The organism is Rossellomorea sp. GQ25 (genome assembly GCF_059758515.1).
The window spans coordinates 32,421-48,693 of the sequence record NZ_JCAXEQ010000008.1 but is presented as its reverse complement, the minus strand read 5'-3'; the positions used below and the strand labels follow the sequence as shown (position 1 = coordinate 48,693).

Below are 16,273 nucleotides of genomic sequence, written 5' to 3'. Positions count from 1 at the left end.
AAAATGGCAGTCGTTCTTTTAGTTCATAGAAATTTTGTCAGCCTCCTGAAGCTCCTTCATCTTCTTTACCACACGATAGGAGGAATAGCCACTGGATTCTTCAAATTCATTGCATATTCTCTTTTCATCTGCTTTACCAGGGACGATTTCTTTAAAACGCTTATACCGATTCATAAGGTCATCTCTAGAGACACCTTTTTCATAAGCTTTCTCGATTGCTTCGAAAAAGGCAATAACGTCGATGACTTCTTCTGTTGACCAGTCTATATCAAAAGGATATTGATATTCCATTGTTTACAACAACTCCTTGAATGATGATGTATTAATTCCATTTCTTCCGGATGCCCTCTGCTTGAGAGATCATACGTTGAATGAGATCTTTAACTGATGGGATGTCATTAATCAACCCCATCACTTGTCCTGCCCACGCAAACCCTGCGTCTACTTCCCCATCGTAAATGTATCGTTTATTGGCTTCACCGCTTATGTATGCTTTTAACCCTTCATAGCCAGCGTTCGATGTTTCAGCATCCAGTATCTGTTTGGTCCACGAGTTTGAAATGGCCCTTGCCGGTGCCCCTAAAGATCGTTTGATGACTACTGTACCATTCTCGTCACCTTCAATCAAGGTACGCTTATAAACTTCAGAAGCATGTACACATTCCTTTGTAGCAATAAACCTCGTACCCATCTCAACTCCCTCTGCACCGAAGCTGAGAGCAGCCATCAATCCCCTTCCGTCCCCAACGCCTCCGGAAGCAATGACTGGAATGGAAACGGCATCCACCACTCTGGGAATCAAGACGAATGTACCAATATCATCTTTCCCTAGGTGACCTCCTCCTTCTTGACCAACAACCATCACTGCATCCGCACCCAGCTCTTCCGCTTTGATTGCCTGTCTTTTCGAGGCGACCAATACAAGCTTAACAATGTCCATTCCCTGGAGTTGTTGAAACAGGGGAGTCGGATTCCCTCCTGTAACAGAAACGACCGGCACCTTCTCTTCAATAGCAACGTCAACAAACTCGCTAAAGGGGCGTCCATGTTGACCGATGGCAAAGTTCACCCCGAACGGCTTATCTGTTAAAGACCTTACCTTTCGGATCTCTTCTCGTAACTGAACAGGATTGTCTAAAGACATGGCAGTGATCTGGCCAAGACCACCCGCATTCGACACGGCCGCAGCCAGTTCTGCATATGCCAGATGTGCCAGCCCACCTTGTATAATTGGATATTGAATGTTTAATAAATCTGTTACTCTCGTTTTCCAATTCAATTGAATCCCTCCATTCACTGAACTATTCTCGATAAAGCAGGGAAAATCCTTTTCTTGATGGGAGCATAATAAAAAAGAGATGCTGACAGACAGTAATGTATGATCTATGGTGGGAAAATAAAAATAGATAGGCATATGCCACTATGCAAAGATTTTCTTAAGTGCTATAATTCATTTGTTTGTTAAAAATATAGTAAGAAAAGTTATGAAATCAAGAGCCAAATCCTATATAATAATAACTTTAGTATGGCTATTAAATTTGCTATTAGAATATAAAGAGGTGTTGAATGAATTGTCTCAGAATGAAACGCCGTTATTTTCCGGCTTAATTGAACATAGTAAAAAAAATCCCGTCCAATTTCATATTCCCGGTCATAAAAAAGGTGCAGGTATGGATCCTGAATTTAAGGATTTTATCGGAGAAAATGCTCTTTCCATTGATTTGATTAACATCGGCCCTTTGGATGATTTACATCAGCCTAAGGGGATGATAAAAAAAGCTCAGGACCTTGCAGCCGAAGCGTTTGGTGCCGATCATACCTTCTTCTCTGTTCAAGGAACAAGTGGTGCCATCATGACAATGGTCATGAGTGTATGTGGGCCCGGAGACAAAATCATCGTTCCCAGGAACGTCCATAAATCCGTTATGTCTGCCATTGTATTCTCAGGTGCCACTCCTATTTTTATCCACCCGGATATTGATGAAGACCTGGGTATCTCTCATGGAATCAGCACAGATGCCGTAGCAAAAGCACTAGAACAAAACCCGGATGCCAAAGGTGTTCTGGTCATCAATCCAACTTATTTCGGGATTTCTGCAGATCTCAAAAAGATTGTAGAAATCGCTCACTCGTATAATGTTCCAGTACTTGTGGATGAAGCTCATGGCGTTCATATACATTTCCATGACGAGCTTCCCCTTTCAGCAATGCAGGCAGGTGCTGATCTAGCGGCTACCAGCGTTCATAAACTGGGCGGTTCTATGACTCAGAGTTCTGTCCTTAATATGAAAGAAGGACTTGTTTCATCAAAACGGGTGCAAACCATTTTAAGTATGTTGACGACCACTTCGACTTCCTACTTATTACTGGCTTCCCTCGATGTTGCCAGAAAACGGCTGGCAACTGAAGGTCATGAGCTCATCACCAAGACGATTGAACTGTCACAAGATATTAGAAGACAGATCAACGAAATTGAAGGTTTATACTGTGTAGGTGAAGAGATACTTGGAACAAAAGCCACCTATGCCTATGATCCAACAAAGTTGATTGTGTCCGTGAAAGATTTAGGGATCAGTGGATTTGATGCTGAGAAGTGGCTACGGGAAGCTCATAACATTGAGGTTGAGATGTCTGACCTTTATAACATCCTTTGCATCATCACTCCTGGTGACACCGAGGTGGAGGGAAATCAATTGGTCATGGCTTTAAAAGAGCTGGTGACAAGTCTTAAAAAACATGGGGATATGACACCTGTTAAGGTTATGCTGCCTGACATACCTGTTCTTTCCATTACACCCAGAGATGCTTTTTACGCAGATACCGAGGTTATTCCAATTGATGAGTCTGTCGGAAGAACAATCGCTGAATTCATTATGGTCTACCCTCCGGGAATTCCGATTTTCATCCCTGGTGAAATCATCACCCAGGAAAACATCAATTATATTAAAACCAATATAGAAGCAGGTCTGCCAGTACAAGGACCTGAAGATTATGATTTACGTCACTTGAGAGTCATTAAAGAGCATAGAGCGATAAGATAAACAAAAAAGGATGAAGAAGGCCCCACCCTTCTTCATCCTTTTATTTATAAGAACCCCTTTAAGACACTTTCACTCCCTGCACCCCTTAGCAGGTTTCAGTCGTCTAATTCTTTGTCGTCATTGCAATCACAGCAGTTAGAGAATAAAACAGAAACCTTCTCATCCTCATAGTGATCGATAGTGTTAAGGCATGATTGACATACAATTGTTCCCATCTTTTTTCCTCTCCTTCACGATGTTTTTTGTAAACGCTTTATCTTATCTACTTCTATAATAATATAACACATTTAAAATATCAAGCCTAATTTGTATAACATATTTAACTTTTTATCCTCTTAATCAATCATACTATTGAACATTGAATTATATGTAAGTGTTTCCATTAACATACCTGGTTATTATATGGGTTTTTACACTGAACAACCTTTGAGTGGGGAAGAACAAATAAAAAAACTGCGTGAAAGAAGGGCTTCTTTCACGCAGCTTATTAACATTATTCAACGGTCTTTATTCTATTTGGATCCAGAGTTTCATATCCCTTTTCACGCAGGCCCTTTACAATGTCGGATAAACCTTCGCTTGTCCATGCGCGATCATGCATGAGCAGGTTTGCACCATCATTCAGGTAAGGACTGTTTACCATAATATCGGTGATCGCTTCTTTGTTCTGATATTGCTTTTCCCAATCATATCCGTATGTCCAGTTCATCAAGGACATTTTTTCTTCTTCTACAATTTGTCTGCTGTAATCTGTATTCTGACCAAATGGCGCCCTGAAAAACTTAGGCCGTTCTCCTATGATGGATTCAATTAGATCATTAAGTGACACAATCTCTTCTTTTTGCTTTTCAGGAGTGATTTCTTTCAGACTGCTATGACTATACGTATGATTTCCAATCATAAATCCCATGTCATAAATCTTTTTTAAAGTCTCTTTTTCTTCCGATGTATCAAGAAAATGACCATTTACAAAGAAGATAGCCGGGGCGTTCAGCGCTTTAAGATCTTTTGCCATTTGTAAGGCGTGTTGATCCGGTGCATCATCGATCGTAAGGAGAACTACTTTAGGATTCGCATCACCTATAGGATTAATGCTCCAGTTATTTTCATTGATCGTATAGTCCTTTGATTGAACCGCCTCTTCTGATGGCTCAGATGATTCTTCTTGTTCGTTATTGTTTTCTGGTGAAGCGTCACCCTCACTTGTCTTCTCGCTCTCTTTATCCACTTCAGACTGATCAGGCTTCTTGGTTTCTTCATTGGTGGTTGTTGGTTCACTCGAGCATGCTGTTAATAGTAGTAGGGTTAAGCCTGTTGCTAAAATCTTTTTCATGTCTATCACCTTTCCGTATTCACTTTGAATATTTTAACATATTCTTAAGTGAATCTGGGAAAGAATTAAAATATTTCCATTATATTTTCAAATACTACTTTGAAGGCAAAAAAGCAGGTTAAACTGAATGACGTAATAAATAAGGTCAGCTTTCTTGACTGAACAATTTTCTTTGCAGCAATAAACGCTAAGTAAAAAAATATAACAAACATGATCCACTTATATTCTAAATGATCCTTATCAGACATCCATTCAGCTATATAGAAAACACTCCATAAAATCATTTGAACCAAAAAAGCAATATACGATTTCATGTTCATTACATCCTTTAAGTGATTTATTTTAAACTTCTTTCTTTTTATTTACCCCGATTTATGGATTGAAACCTAATGATTTATTTGATAAAGGCGTAGAGCAGCCTTCGATCATCGTATTAATATAGTATATTCTTTTGAGATTACTTTCATTATGCATGTCTTTTCAATTATGTAACATTTCAATGACTTGACGCTTTAATGATTTTCCATATGATAAAATGTGACGTAAGAACGGTTCGAAAGTCATTTATTTACAAATTCAAAGTTCATAGCATCGTTTAAGAAAAGAGGATGATGTATGAAACATATACTCGCTTTAGCAATACTAATCATTTCCACAATGTTGCTTTTGACTTCATGTGATTATCTTTCTTCCAACAAAGTTGTTCTAGCAGAAGATCAGTTTATAGAAAAGCAGGTTATCTTTTTTACCGATGAACAAAACGTTTCTAAAGAAATACCCTATTACGATGCAATAATTGAGCTGAAAAAACAGTACCCAGATAGCCTCAAACTTTTAAAGGTAGTGAGCCTTAATACCGAAGCACCCAATAAAATAGCAGATTCTCCCCCGACTTCACCTGCAATCATTGTTGTAGAAAACAATCAGGTCATATGTAAAGTGGAAGGCTATTTGACTATAGAAGACATTATAAAACCCGTTTCAAGTGCAATCGATAGTTGGGATCAATAATTACTGTGAAAATCAAAAAAGGGATTGAAGCAAAAAACGCTTCAATCCCTTTTTTGATTAATACCACATAGTAAAAGGAGTATCCCGGCAAACCGGGATACTCCTTGATTAACTTAGATTATTTTACGATGTGAATCGGGCTTCCCATAGCAACTTCTGCTGCTTCCATGGAAATCTCACCTAATGTTGGGTGAGCATGAATAGTCATCGCAACGTCTTCAGCTGTCATACCGGATTCAATAGCCAGTCCGAGTTCAGCAATCATGTCTGATGCTCCAGCACCAACGATTTGTGCTCCGATAATTAAACCATCTTCTTTTCGAGTAACAAGCTTCATGAAACCATCTGTAGCATTAAGTGCCAATGCACGGCCATTAGCCGCGAATGGGAATTTAGCAGCGATTACTTCGATGCCTTCTTCTTTCGCTTGAGCTTCAGAATAACCTACTGTAGCTAATTCCGGGTCTGTGAAGCACACAGCTGGAATACCAAGATAGTCGATTTCTGCTGGTTCACCAGAGATGACTTCAGCAGCAATTTTACCTTCGTAAGAAGCTTTGTGAGCAAGTGGTGGTCCATCTACGATATCACCGATCGCGAAGATGTTCGGGATGTTCGTGCGGCATTGCTTATCAATTTTGACAACTCCGCGGTCTGTCATCTCGATTCCAACTTCTTCAAGACCGATTTCATCCGTATTCGGGCGACGGCCTACCGTTACTAGAACGTAATCAGCTTCAACAGATTTTTCTTCGCCTTTTACTTCATATTTAACCACAACGCCGCTGTCACTTTCTTCCACGCCTTTAGCCATGGCTTTGGTAACGACCTCTACGCCTTTTTTCTTAAGATCTTTTTTCACAATCGCTGTCATTTGCTTTTCGAATCCGCTAAGAATATCGTCAGCACCTTCTAAGATTGTTACTTGAGATCCAAGGTTTGCATACGCAGTACCAAGCTCAGTTCCGATGTAACCTCCACCGATAACAACAAGCTTGCTTGGGATTTCTTCTAATGCAAGAGCACCTGTAGAATCAAGTACGCGTTTTGAGAACTTAAAGCTTGGGATTTCAATCGGGCGTGAACCTGTTGCAAGAATCAAGTTTTTGAACTTGTATGTTTGGGCAGAGTTATCGTCCATCACACGAAGTGTATTAGCATCTACAAGATAAGCTTCACCGCGAACGATTTCTGCTTTGTTTCCTTTAAGAAGACCTTCAACACCGCCAGTTAATTTCTTAACAACGCCAGCTTTCCACTCTTGAACCTTATCAAAGTTCACTTTTACGTTTTCAGCAACAATACCCATGTCATCTGAGTGTTGAGCATTGTGAAAACGGTGACCCGCTGTGATCAAAGCTTTAGATGGGATACAACCAACGTTTAAGCATACTCCACCTAAATTTTCTTTTTCAATGATCGTTACTTTTTGTCCCAGTTGCGCTGCACGGATTGCAGCTACATATCCTCCAGGACCTGAACCGACTACTATCGTATCTGTTTCAATTGGGAAATCTCCTACTACCATTGTATTACGCCTCCATTAATAATAATTCTGGATCGTTCAACAAACGCTTGATATGGTTAAGTGCATGTTGAGCAGTAGCTCCGTCGATCATACGGTGATCGAAGCTCAATGATAATGCTAACACAGGTGCTGCTACAATTTCACCATTTTTAACTACAGGTTTTTCTGCAATACGCCCAACTCCAAGGATTGCAACCTCTGGGTGGTTGATTACCGGAGTAAACCATTGTCCACCGGCAGAACCAATATTCGTGATTGTGCATGAAGCACCTTTCATTTCATCACCAGAAAGTTTACCGTCACGTGCTTTTCCAGCTAGTTCGTTAATTTCATTTGAAATTGAGAACATAGATTTACGATCAGCATTTTTCACAACAGGTACTAATAGACCTTTGTCAGTATCTGCAGCGATACCAATGTTGTAATAATGTTTTTGAACGATTTCGCTCGTTGAATCATCAATGGATGTGTTTAGTGCCGGGTATTCACGTAAGGCACTTGTTAATGCTTTAACAATGTAAGGTAGGAATGTTAATTTAATACCTTTTTCAGCTGCAACTTCTTTGAACTTCTTACGGTGAGCCCAAAGTTTCGTTACATCGATTTCATCCATTAATGTTACGTGAGGAGCTGTATGTTTAGAGTTTACCATTGCTTTGGCGATTGCTTTACGCATACCACTCATTTTCTCACGAGTTTCAGGATATTCACCCTCTGGAGCTTTAGGTGCAGCGGTTTTAGTATCTGCTTCTGGTGCTGTTTCATCTGTTTTCGCTTCTTCAGCAGTTTCAGCCGGCTTAGAATCTCCGCTTAAGAAAGCGTCGATATCTTCTTTAACGACACGTCCGTTTTTACCAGAACCGGATACTTGGCGAATTTCCACACCGTTTTCTCTCGCATATTTACGAACGGAAGGCATAGCGATGACACGCTTATTAGGATCAACTTCTGCGTCAGCATTTTGATTCGCACCTTCAGATTTTTCTTCAGCAGCTTCTGGTGATGCATCTTTCTTAACATCTTGACCTTGTTCTGCTGTTCCTTGAACTTGACCTTCTGTTTTCTCGTCAGCTTTAGGAGCTTCTTTCTTCTCTCCATCGTCACCTTTGAACTGAAGATCTTCGTAACCAGGTGCGTCGAACTTAATCAGTGTATCACCTACAACTGCTACAGTACCTTCGTCAACAAGAAGTTCTTCAACTGTTCCTGCTACCGGAGATGGAATTTCTACTACTGCTTTATCATTTTGGACTTCACATAGTACATCGTCTTCTTCAACTTTATCGCCAGTCTTAACAAACCATTTTACGATTTCACCTTCATGAATACCTTCACCAATGTCTGGTAATTTGAATTCGAATGACATGGACTCTACCTCCTGTATTGAATAATGATTAAAAATAGATGAATGTAAACGTTATATCTGTCTAATTTTCTTATATCTATAATTGGAAAAGAGAAGGGTGGAATGCCCTTCTGTTTTCATTTGAATATTAAGGAGGAGCTTAAATACTCCTTACCCATTAAAAGTTAAGTACTTTTTTCGCCGTTTCAAGAATATCTTTATGGTTTGGTAACCAGATCGGCTCCGCTTGGGAGAAAGAGTACACTGTATCTGGCGCCGCTACACGAAGGACAGGAGCTTCAAGGCTAAGAATTGCACGATCATTGATCTCAGCAACAACGTTCGCTGCAATACCGGCTTGTTTTTGAGCCTCTTGAACAACAATGGCACGGTTTGTTTTTTCAACAGATGCCATGATTGTGTCGATATCCAGTGGGCTAACTGTACGTAAATCAATTACTTCAACTGAATGGCCTTCTTTTTCAAGCTCTTCAGCCGCTTTTAATGATTCGTGTACCATAGCTCCGTAAGTGATGATAGAGAGGTCTGTACCTTCACGTTTCACATCCGCTTTACCAAGTTCGATTGTGTATTCCTCTTCTGGAACCTCTTGACGGAATGAACGGTATAATTTCATGTGCTCTAAGAAAATGACAGGGTCATTATCACGAACAGATGAAATTAATAAACCTTTTGCGTCATAAGGTGTGGATGGAATAACAACTTTCAGACCAGGTTGCTGAGCCATCAATCCTTCTAAGCTGTCCGCATGAAGTTCTGGAGTATGTACTCCACCACCGAATGGGGAACGGATTGTGATTGGAGAAGTATACGTTCCACCTGAACGGTAGCGCATACGCGCCATTTGTCCACTTACTGAATCCATTACTTCATATACGAAACCGAAGAATTGGATTTCCGGTACTGGACGGTAACCTTCTAATGCTAAACCGATTGCTAAACCACCGATTCCTGATTCTGCTAGTGGAGTATCGAAAACACGGTCTTCACCGAATTCTTTCTGAAGTCCTTCCGTTGCACGGAATACACCACCGTTTAGACCTACGTCCTCACCAAAAACTAAAACGTCTTCGTTGTTGCGTAGTTCTGTGCGCAGTGCATCAGTGATCGCTTGAATCATTGTCATTTGCGCCATGGCTTATTTCGACTCCTTTTCTTTGTAGATTTCTAATTGTTCTTTCAAGTTGTAAGGAAGCTCTTCATACATATTGTTAATGAAATCAGTAACTTTTTGTTTAGGAGTTCCATCTGCTTCTTTAATAGCTTGTTTGATATCTTCTTTCGCTTCTTCGATCACTTCGTTTTCTTTCTCTTCACTCCATAATCCTTTACCTTCTAGGAATTTACGGAAACGCACCAATGGATCTTTCTTTTCCCAGTCAGTATCCATTTCTGAAGTACGGTAGCGAGTTGGATCATCACCAGCCATTGTATGTGGTCCATAACGGTAGCAAAGTGTTTCGATTAATGAAGGACCTTCACCATTTACAGCACGATTACGAGCCTCTAATGTAGCTGAATACACGGCTAATGGATCCATTCCATCCACTAATATACCAGGGATACCAGCTGCAACTGCTTTTTGAGCAATTGTACGGCCAGCTGTTTGCTTATCACGTGGTGTTGAGATTGCGAACTGGTTGTTTTGAACAACGAAAATCGCTGGAGCTGCGTACGCACCTGCAAAGTTAATTCCTTCGTAGAAGTCACCTTGTGAAGATCCACCGTCACCTGTATATGTAACGGCAACAGCTTTCTTACCACGTTTCTTAAGACCTAATGCCACCCCGGCAGTTTGGATGTATTGAGCACCGATGATGATCTGAGGTGATAATACATTCACTCCTTCTGGAGGCTGATTTCCTTTAAAGTGTCCACGTGAGAATAAGAATGCTTGAGCTAACGGAAGACCGTGCCAAATGATTTGTGGAACATCACGATATCCAGGCAGGATCCAATCTTCCTTCTCTAAAGCAAAGTGAGAAGCAATTTGTGATGCCTCCTGTCCAGCTGTTGGTGCATAGAAACCTAAACGTCCTTGACGGTTCAGGGAGATTGATCTTTGATCAAGAATACGAGTATAAACCATACGACGCATTAATTCCTGCAGATCCTCATCAGAGATCTCCGGCATTGCGTCTTCGTTTACTACTTCGCCTTCTTCGTTCAAAATTTGGAACATTTCAAACTTGTCTTCAATTTGTTCGAGCGTCTTAACTGCATCGAATTGTGCCTTCTTTGATTTAGAAGCCATCGAAGTCACCTATCCTTTCTTTATACATTTATTTTGGTTTTTTTACATACAAAGTTTAGATTACCCAAATTCAGTATGACCTACTACAATACTTGCGGATACACACACTATTACTAGTTTTCCACAAATACCAAGAAAGAAAACCCGAAATTACATTCGAGCTCATCTGTATCAGTCAGCATTTCACATTGACTAATACAATCCATGAATACCTTTACTAGTTTACAATATAGAAATTCAGGAAGTCAACGACAAAGTATTATAAATTCTTGTTTTTAATTGACCCCGAAATTTTTTTCTACCAATTCTATTCAAAACTGTATCAATACCCATTCAAACACTGTTATATATAAACACCTGAAACAACTTCATCTGTTATAGAGTAAGGATGCCACTAATCCCCTATATCCCACGACTATCTTGTGACCCAAAAGGAATTCGGAAAATTATTTTAGCGTACAAAGACAAAAAAGTGATAGACGAGGAAGTTTTCCTCGTCTATCACTTTTTATCCTTCTTTATTCTGATTCTTCTACATCAAGACCGGCGCTCGAATAAAATTTTTGTTTCAGGTTATTGAATTCTTCTGTCTTTTTATTATAATCCTCATTAAACTTCACTATTTTTTCATATTGTTCATTAATAGAGGAGATTTGTTTCTCAAGCTGTTCCATTGTTAGTTCTTTGTTTTTGAACATATTATAAAGTTCTTTATCCAGAGACAGCACATCCAGATAAGAAGATGTTAGCTTTTCATGAAGCTGATAACGTTCTTCCATCGTTTTTTTCAGCTTTTTTGCTTCCTTTTTAAGATCCTGGCTTTCAAACTTATCAACATATTCGTCTGCTTTCGCAAACTCTTCCTCGGCTTCACTCATGGACGCACGTTCTTTATCGATGTATTCTTTTCTTTTTTTGATATTGTCCAGTGCTTCATCGGAAAGCTTTACAATTTGGTCAAACTCTTTCATCCCAAGATCCATAATCTTAGTATAAATCTCTTTTTCTTTTTCTTCTAATTCTTGAAGAGGTTTTTGAACTTCAACATATTGACCTTCTTTAGATACTGTTTCTTCAAGAACATTATACATATTCTCTTCGGGTGTAGAACCACCGACACAGCCCATTAGTACAAAGATAGCGGCTCCTAAAATGAAAGTAAAACGAAATTTCGACACAACTAGATCCCCCTTAACTATTTACCACCTTCTACTATATCTATGTCTACAACATTTGACAATAGGGATTTACAACTGTGGAAAAAAATGTCGATTAGACTATTCTTCCTATTAAAATGAATATGTCATTTACCCGGTGAGTATTCCACCTTATAATAAATCTCATTCATTAACTTTTCCGGAGTAAAATGATAGACTATTATCATACATAATAGATAATTTTAATGAATAAAGTAGAGAAGTGATTGATCATCCGGCCCTGTCTGTAAGTGTTCTGTAAAGACAAGTTACGCCTTTTCATTCATATCTCTACCGTACCTGAGGAGGAAAATCAATGATTACAATGAATGACATCATCCGTGAGGGACACCCTACATTAACAATGGTGGCAAAGGAAGTGGCTATCCCGCCCTCAAAAGAGGATCAGGAAACATTAAGAAGCTTGTTAGAGTATGTAGTAAACAGCCAAAATCCTGAAACAGCAAATAAGTATGGGCTTAGACCAGGGATTGGTCTTGCTGCACCTCAAATCAATATTTCTAAGCGGATGTTGGCTGTCAATGTGACAGATAATCAAGGAAAACTATACAGCTATGCTTTATTCAACCCGAAGATTATCAGTCACTCAATCGAGAAAGCTTATTTAACATCGGGTGAAGGATGCTTGTCAGTAGACAGAAATGTCCCCGGATTTGTTCCCCGTTATGCCAGAGTGACGGTAAAAGGCTGGGATGTGGATGGAAACGAAGTGAAGCTGCGTTTAAAGGGACTGCTATCCATCGTGTTCCAACACGAAATCGATCATTTGAATGGGATCATGTTCTACGAGCATATCAACCCGAATAACCCATTCGATCCGATTCCGGATGCGATTGCCATTGAAAGATAATATAAAAAGACTTCTTCCCATTGTCAGAAGAAGTCTTTTTTGTTATTCATTATATTAATTCAAGTTCCTTCAAACCATGATATATTCCATCGTCATCGACGTGTTTCGTGATCAAATCTGCATGTTTTTGTACTTCTTGCACAGCATTCCCCATGGCAACACCGGTACCAACGGATTGAATCATTTCAATATCATTTAATCCGTCTCCAAACGCATATACATCTTCCATTTTAAAACCGAGCTTCGCGATCATCTTTTTGATGCCTTCTGCTTTCGATCCACCTTTTGGCAGGATATCCATGGAAAATTGATGCCAGCGAATGAACGTGAAGGCATTGTATTTCTCCCTGTAAAAGCTCTCATCGTCCTTTGTACAAAATAACAAGGATTGATAAATATCTCTATCCTTATAAAATTCCGGGGCATAATCGGGATGTGGAAACTTTAAACTTCCCATACTGTCTTCTATATATTTATGGTGTTTTTGGTTTGACTTCATCGTTTGATGATTTAAGTGAACCACCGGATGCTCCTTTGTATTAGCATCCTCCAGCAACTCTTCCAACGTCTCGATTTTTAATGGGTTTGTGTAGATTACCTCATTTTCAAAAACCACATACTGCCCATTAAAGGAAACAAAGGACTCGACTCCTAATTCTTCCCTCAGGCTCTCATACATGAATGGAGCCCTGCCAGTTGCAATTGCTACATAAGTACCGTTGGATTGTAATGTTTGGATGGCTTCTTTAGTTGCTTGAGGCAGCTTCTTATCGTGGTCAAGCAGTGTGCCATCTATGTCGAAGAAAACTATTTTTGACATATCTGATCTCCTTTTCATACGTAATCGATCATCTGTTTTACCCGTTGTTTAAAGTAATCCTTTACGGCATAAATGTCAATGAATGAGCGTAGACACTCCTATTTCCAAACTTAACCATGTAAGAGATGCCATAAATTCCGTACAATATAAGTAAGACAACAGAGACTTCGGTATTATCTTTCCTTTACTTCAAAGGAAAATCTCGGTAAACTATTGATAAGGAGTGATCCACCATGTTAAAAAAGCTCAGAAAGAAGCTTTTAAAACAGTGGAAAGAATTGCTTAGAAAAAAAACGATTGCATAGTATTTCATGCTGCTGCCGAACGAACTTAAGCAGTCACACTACTAAAATACATGTAATTCGGCTATACTGTCATACGTTTACACAATTAATAAGGGACTGATGCCACTAGTGAGCTTTTTCGTCTCCATTGGTTCAGTCCCTCTTCTCTATTTTTGTAATGTTTTAATGAAGGATTCTCGCAAAAACTTTATTTACACGAAAGAATCCTTTATAATTTATAGCATACATAAACAAGATGATTCATCCCTATTTAAATGATAGGTTAATTTCAAAGAGTTAGAGTGAGGACCGTTGGCTATGGTGAATTCTCGTGAAAGATAGATTTGACTCGCCTTTCATTCATATCGAAAGGTCGCCCTGTGTTAAGGAAATGATTCATGGATCAATCGTTTTTTTACCACAGGGCGTAAATGAGCCATATATGAACATAGTAACTGTTCAGACCACAATGGTATATCTATACCTATTAGCAGGGAAGCTAGCCCTCTAATGTCCAGCTCCAGCGTCAAGCCCTATTCGTCATAATACCCATATCCCTCAACCGGAGACTGGTTTTATGCCTGTAAGTGCCCAGACGCCGCTTATGTTATGTTAGTTGATAACTTTTTTATCATAGATGAAAGTTAGATTTTTTGAAAACGGATAAGGAGAGAGAAAAGACATGATTTTTAAAGTATTTTATCAAGAAAGTAAAGCAGAAGTGCCTGTTCGCGAATGCACTCAATCTCTTTACATGCAAGCAGATTCAGAACGTGAAGTACGCCTGAAATTAAAAGACAAACCGTATAACATTGAATTCGTACAAAAGCTAGAGGGCGCTTTTTTAGAGTATGAAGAAAACCATCATTCTTTCGAGTTGGAGCAATAATTAATGAAATTTGTCAAGAATGACCAAACCGCAGTATTTGCCCTTGGTGGTTTAGGTGAAATCGGTAAAAACACATACGGCGTACAATTCCAAGACGAAATCATCCTTATCGATGCAGGAATCAAGTTCCCTGAAGACGAACTGCTCGGTATCGATTACGTAATCCCAGACTATACGTATCTGGTGAAGAATGCGGATAAAATCAAAGGCCTTTTCGTGACACACGGACACGAAGACCATATTGGTGGAATCCCCTATCTACTGCGCGAATTAAACATCCCGATATACGGCGGGAAGCTCGCACTGGGACTTATTAAAAACAAGCTTGAAGAGCACGGTCTATTAAGAAATGCGAAACTCAATGTCATCCAAGAAGATGACATCATTAAATTTCGTAAGACGTCCGTAACCTTCTTCAGAACGACTCACAGTATTCCCGATTCATACGGTATTGTGGTAAAAACACCACCTGGTAATGTGGTACACACAGGTGACTTTAAATTTGATTTCACGCCGGTTGGTGAGCCCGCGAACTTAACCAAAATGGCTGAAATCGGAAAAGAAGGCGTTCTTTGTCTTCTATCTGACAGTACAAATGCTGAGGTTCCAAACTTCACAATGTCGGAACGCAAAGTCGGAGAAAGCATCAATGACATTTTCCGCAAAGTGGACGGTCGTGTTATATTCGCTACTTTTGCTTCTAATATTCACCGTCTTCAACAAGTGGTTGAAGCAGCTGTTTTTCATAATAGAAAAGTCGCTGTTTTCGGAAGAAGCATGGAAGCGGCCATTACAATCGGTCAAGAATTAGGGTATATTAGCGCACCTAAAGATACGTTCATTGAACATAACCAAATTAATCGTTTACCTGCGAATGAAGTAGCGATATTATGTACAGGTTCTCAAGGTGAACCAATGGCTGCATTATCAAGAATCGCAAACGGTACTCACCGTCAGATTCAGATCCAGCCTGGTGATACCGTAGTATTCTCTTCTTCACCGATTCCTGGAAATACGATCAGTGTAAACCGCACAATCAACCTATTATATCGTGCTGGAGCAGAAGTCATTCATGGACCATTAAGTGATATCCATACATCTGGTCATGGTGGACAACAAGAAATGAAGTTAATGCTCCGTCTGATGAATCCAACCTTCTTTATGCCGATACATGGAGAATTCCGCATGCAGAAAATGCACGCTCAGCTTGGTGTAGATTGTGGAGTACAACCTGAAAACTGTTTCATTATGGACAATGGTGAGGTACTTGCATTAAGCAATGACTCCGCACAAGTAGCTGGTAAAATCCCTTCAGGAAACGTCTATATCGACGGAAGCGGTATAGGTGATATCGGTAATATCGTACTTCGCGATCGCCGTATCCTTTCAGAAGAAGGTTTAGTCATCGTCGTTGTAAGCATCGACATGAAAGATTTCAAGATTGCTTCTGGCCCGGACCTGATTTCAAGAGGATTTGTGTACATGCGTGAATCAGGTGACCTTATCAATGAAGCACAAACGCTTATTTCTAAACATCTGAACAAAGTTCTTGAGAGAAGAACTTCTCAATGGTCAGAAATTAAGAATGAAATCACAGATACACTGGCTCCATTCTTATATGAAAAAACAAAACGACGTCCTATGATTTTACCAATCATTATGGAAGTCTGATCAATCAAA

Annotated in this window: 16 protein-coding genes; 5 read left to right on the top strand and 11 right to left on the bottom strand. The window is 39.6% G+C overall.

Translation table 11 applies throughout. The features are described 5' to 3' along the window. Positions 1-18 precede the first annotated feature (18 nt). A complete protein-coding gene (locus AC6CIB_RS20515) occupies positions 19-291 on the bottom strand; it encodes a UPF0223 family protein (RefSeq protein WP_498283848.1) in 273 nt (90 codons plus the stop codon). Between the two features lie 31 nt (positions 292-322). Further along, positions 323-1,279, bottom strand: coding sequence for an NAD(P)H-dependent flavin oxidoreductase (locus AC6CIB_RS20510; protein WP_498283846.1), 957 nt, complete (start codon positions 1,277-1,279; stop codon positions 323-325). A 292-nt stretch (positions 1,280-1,571) separates the two neighbouring features. Between AC6CIB_RS20510 and AC6CIB_RS20505 the strand changes: the two genes are divergently transcribed. Further along, on the top strand, positions 1,572-3,041 hold the full coding sequence (locus tag AC6CIB_RS20505) for an aminotransferase class I/II-fold pyridoxal phosphate-dependent enzyme (RefSeq protein WP_498283844.1): 1,470 nt from the start codon (positions 1,572-1,574) through the stop codon (positions 3,039-3,041). Positions 3,042-3,136: 95 nt separating this feature from the next. On the opposite strand, the gene AC6CIB_RS20500 is transcribed toward AC6CIB_RS20505, so the two are convergent. The 3 genes from AC6CIB_RS20500 to AC6CIB_RS20490 all read right to left on the bottom strand — a co-directional run bounded on the left by AC6CIB_RS20500 (position 3,137) and on the right by AC6CIB_RS20490 (position 4,688). After that, on the bottom strand, positions 3,137-3,256 hold the full coding sequence (locus AC6CIB_RS20500) for a GapA-binding peptide SR1P (RefSeq protein ID WP_148968604.1): 120 nt from the start codon (positions 3,254-3,256) through the stop codon (positions 3,137-3,139). A 278-nt stretch (positions 3,257-3,534) separates the two neighbouring features. Then, positions 3,535-4,374, bottom strand: a complete 840-nt coding sequence (locus AC6CIB_RS20495) for a polysaccharide deacetylase family protein (RefSeq protein ID WP_498283842.1) — start codon at positions 4,372-4,374, stop codon at positions 3,535-3,537. 65 nt (positions 4,375-4,439) lie between these two features. Continuing rightward, the gene (locus tag AC6CIB_RS20490) at positions 4,440-4,688 is read right to left on the bottom strand and encodes a hypothetical protein (RefSeq protein ID WP_149158218.1); all 249 of its coding nucleotides are present in this window, start codon (positions 4,686-4,688) and stop codon (positions 4,440-4,442) included. A gap of 301 nt (positions 4,689-4,989) precedes the next feature. Between AC6CIB_RS20490 and AC6CIB_RS20485 the strand changes: the two genes are divergently transcribed. Beyond that, on the top strand, positions 4,990-5,385 hold the full coding sequence (locus AC6CIB_RS20485) for a hypothetical protein (RefSeq protein WP_498283840.1): 396 nt from the start codon (positions 4,990-4,992) through the stop codon (positions 5,383-5,385). Positions 5,386-5,503: 118 nt separating this feature from the next. Here the strand turns inward: AC6CIB_RS20485 and lpdA are convergent, their stop codons facing one another. The 5 genes from lpdA to AC6CIB_RS20460 all read right to left on the bottom strand — a co-directional run bounded on the left by lpdA (position 5,504) and on the right by AC6CIB_RS20460 (position 11,711). Next, positions 5,504-6,913, bottom strand: a complete 1,410-nt coding sequence (gene lpdA, locus AC6CIB_RS20480) for a dihydrolipoyl dehydrogenase (RefSeq protein ID WP_148968600.1) — start codon at positions 6,911-6,913, stop codon at positions 5,504-5,506. A 4-nt stretch (positions 6,914-6,917) separates the two neighbouring features. Continuing rightward, complete coding sequence (locus AC6CIB_RS20475) at positions 6,918-8,279, bottom strand: dihydrolipoamide acetyltransferase family protein (RefSeq protein ID WP_498283838.1); 1,362 nt, start codon at positions 8,277-8,279, stop codon at positions 6,918-6,920. 157 nt (positions 8,280-8,436) lie between these two features. After that, a complete protein-coding gene (locus AC6CIB_RS20470) occupies positions 8,437-9,414 on the bottom strand; it encodes an alpha-ketoacid dehydrogenase subunit beta (protein WP_498283836.1) in 978 nt (325 codons plus the stop codon). 3 nt (positions 9,415-9,417) lie between these two features. Next, positions 9,418-10,533: a pyruvate dehydrogenase (acetyl-transferring) E1 component subunit alpha gene (gene pdhA / locus AC6CIB_RS20465; RefSeq protein ID WP_498283834.1), complete on the bottom strand. Its 1,116-nt coding sequence runs from the start codon at positions 10,531-10,533 to the stop codon at positions 9,418-9,420. A 518-nt stretch (positions 10,534-11,051) separates the two neighbouring features. Then, entirely contained in the window at positions 11,052-11,711 is a 660-nt protein-coding gene (locus AC6CIB_RS20460; RefSeq protein ID WP_498283832.1) for a YkyA family protein, read from the bottom strand. 334 nt (positions 11,712-12,045) lie between these two features. Between AC6CIB_RS20460 and def the strand changes: the two genes are divergently transcribed. Continuing rightward, positions 12,046-12,600, top strand: a complete 555-nt coding sequence (gene def, locus AC6CIB_RS20455; RefSeq protein WP_498283830.1) for a peptide deformylase — start codon at positions 12,046-12,048, stop codon at positions 12,598-12,600. A gap of 49 nt (positions 12,601-12,649) precedes the next feature. Here the strand turns inward: def and AC6CIB_RS20450 are convergent, their stop codons facing one another. After that, a complete protein-coding gene (locus AC6CIB_RS20450; protein WP_498283828.1) occupies positions 12,650-13,420 on the bottom strand; it encodes a Cof-type HAD-IIB family hydrolase in 771 nt (256 codons plus the stop codon). A gap of 966 nt (positions 13,421-14,386) precedes the next feature. On the opposite strand from AC6CIB_RS20450, the gene AC6CIB_RS20445 reads away from it, so the two are divergent. Both AC6CIB_RS20445 and rnjA read left to right on the top strand, forming a co-directional pair. Beyond that, entirely contained in the window at positions 14,387-14,593 is a 207-nt protein-coding gene (locus AC6CIB_RS20445) for a DNA-dependent RNA polymerase subunit epsilon (RefSeq protein WP_498283826.1), read from the top strand. Positions 14,594-14,596: 3 nt separating this feature from the next. Continuing rightward, a complete protein-coding gene (rnjA, locus tag AC6CIB_RS20440; RefSeq protein WP_498283824.1) occupies positions 14,597-16,264 on the top strand; it encodes a ribonuclease J1 in 1,668 nt (555 codons plus the stop codon). Positions 16,265-16,273: the final 9 nt, after the last annotated feature.

Bases quoted from the DNA above. Each gene is read 5' to 3' on its own strand.
- AC6CIB_RS20485 (WP_498283840.1), top strand. From the start codon at position 4,990: ATGAAACATATACTCGCTTTAGCAATACTAATCATTTCCACAATGTTG.
- AC6CIB_RS20470 (WP_498283836.1), bottom strand. From the start codon at position 9,414: ATGGCGCAAATGACAATGATTCAAGCGATCACTGATGCACTGCGCACA.
- AC6CIB_RS20495 (WP_498283842.1), bottom strand. From the start codon at position 4,374: ATGAAAAAGATTTTAGCAACAGGCTTAACCCTACTACTATTAACAGCA.
- lpdA (WP_148968600.1), bottom strand. From the start codon at position 6,913: ATGGTAGTAGGAGATTTCCCAATTGAAACAGATACGATAGTAGTCGGT.
- AC6CIB_RS20475 (WP_498283838.1), bottom strand. From the start codon at position 8,279: ATGTCATTCGAATTCAAATTACCAGACATTGGTGAAGGTATTCATGAA.
- AC6CIB_RS20445 (WP_498283826.1), top strand. From the start codon at position 14,387: ATGATTTTTAAAGTATTTTATCAAGAAAGTAAAGCAGAAGTGCCTGTT.
- rnjA (WP_498283824.1), top strand. From the start codon at position 14,597: ATGAAATTTGTCAAGAATGACCAAACCGCAGTATTTGCCCTTGGTGGT.
- def (WP_498283830.1), top strand. From the start codon at position 12,046: ATGATTACAATGAATGACATCATCCGTGAGGGACACCCTACATTAACA.
- AC6CIB_RS20490 (WP_149158218.1), bottom strand. From the start codon at position 4,688: ATGAAATCGTATATTGCTTTTTTGGTTCAAATGATTTTATGGAGTGTT.
- AC6CIB_RS20450 (WP_498283828.1), bottom strand. From the start codon at position 13,420: ATGTCAAAAATAGTTTTCTTCGACATAGATGGCACACTGCTTGACCAC.
- AC6CIB_RS20515 (WP_498283848.1), bottom strand. From the start codon at position 291: ATGGAATATCAATATCCTTTTGATATAGACTGGTCAACAGAAGAAGTC.
- AC6CIB_RS20500 (WP_148968604.1), bottom strand. From the start codon at position 3,256: ATGGGAACAATTGTATGTCAATCATGCCTTAACACTATCGATCACTAT.
- pdhA (WP_498283834.1), bottom strand. From the start codon at position 10,533: ATGGCTTCTAAATCAAAGAAGGCACAATTCGATGCAGTTAAGACGCTC.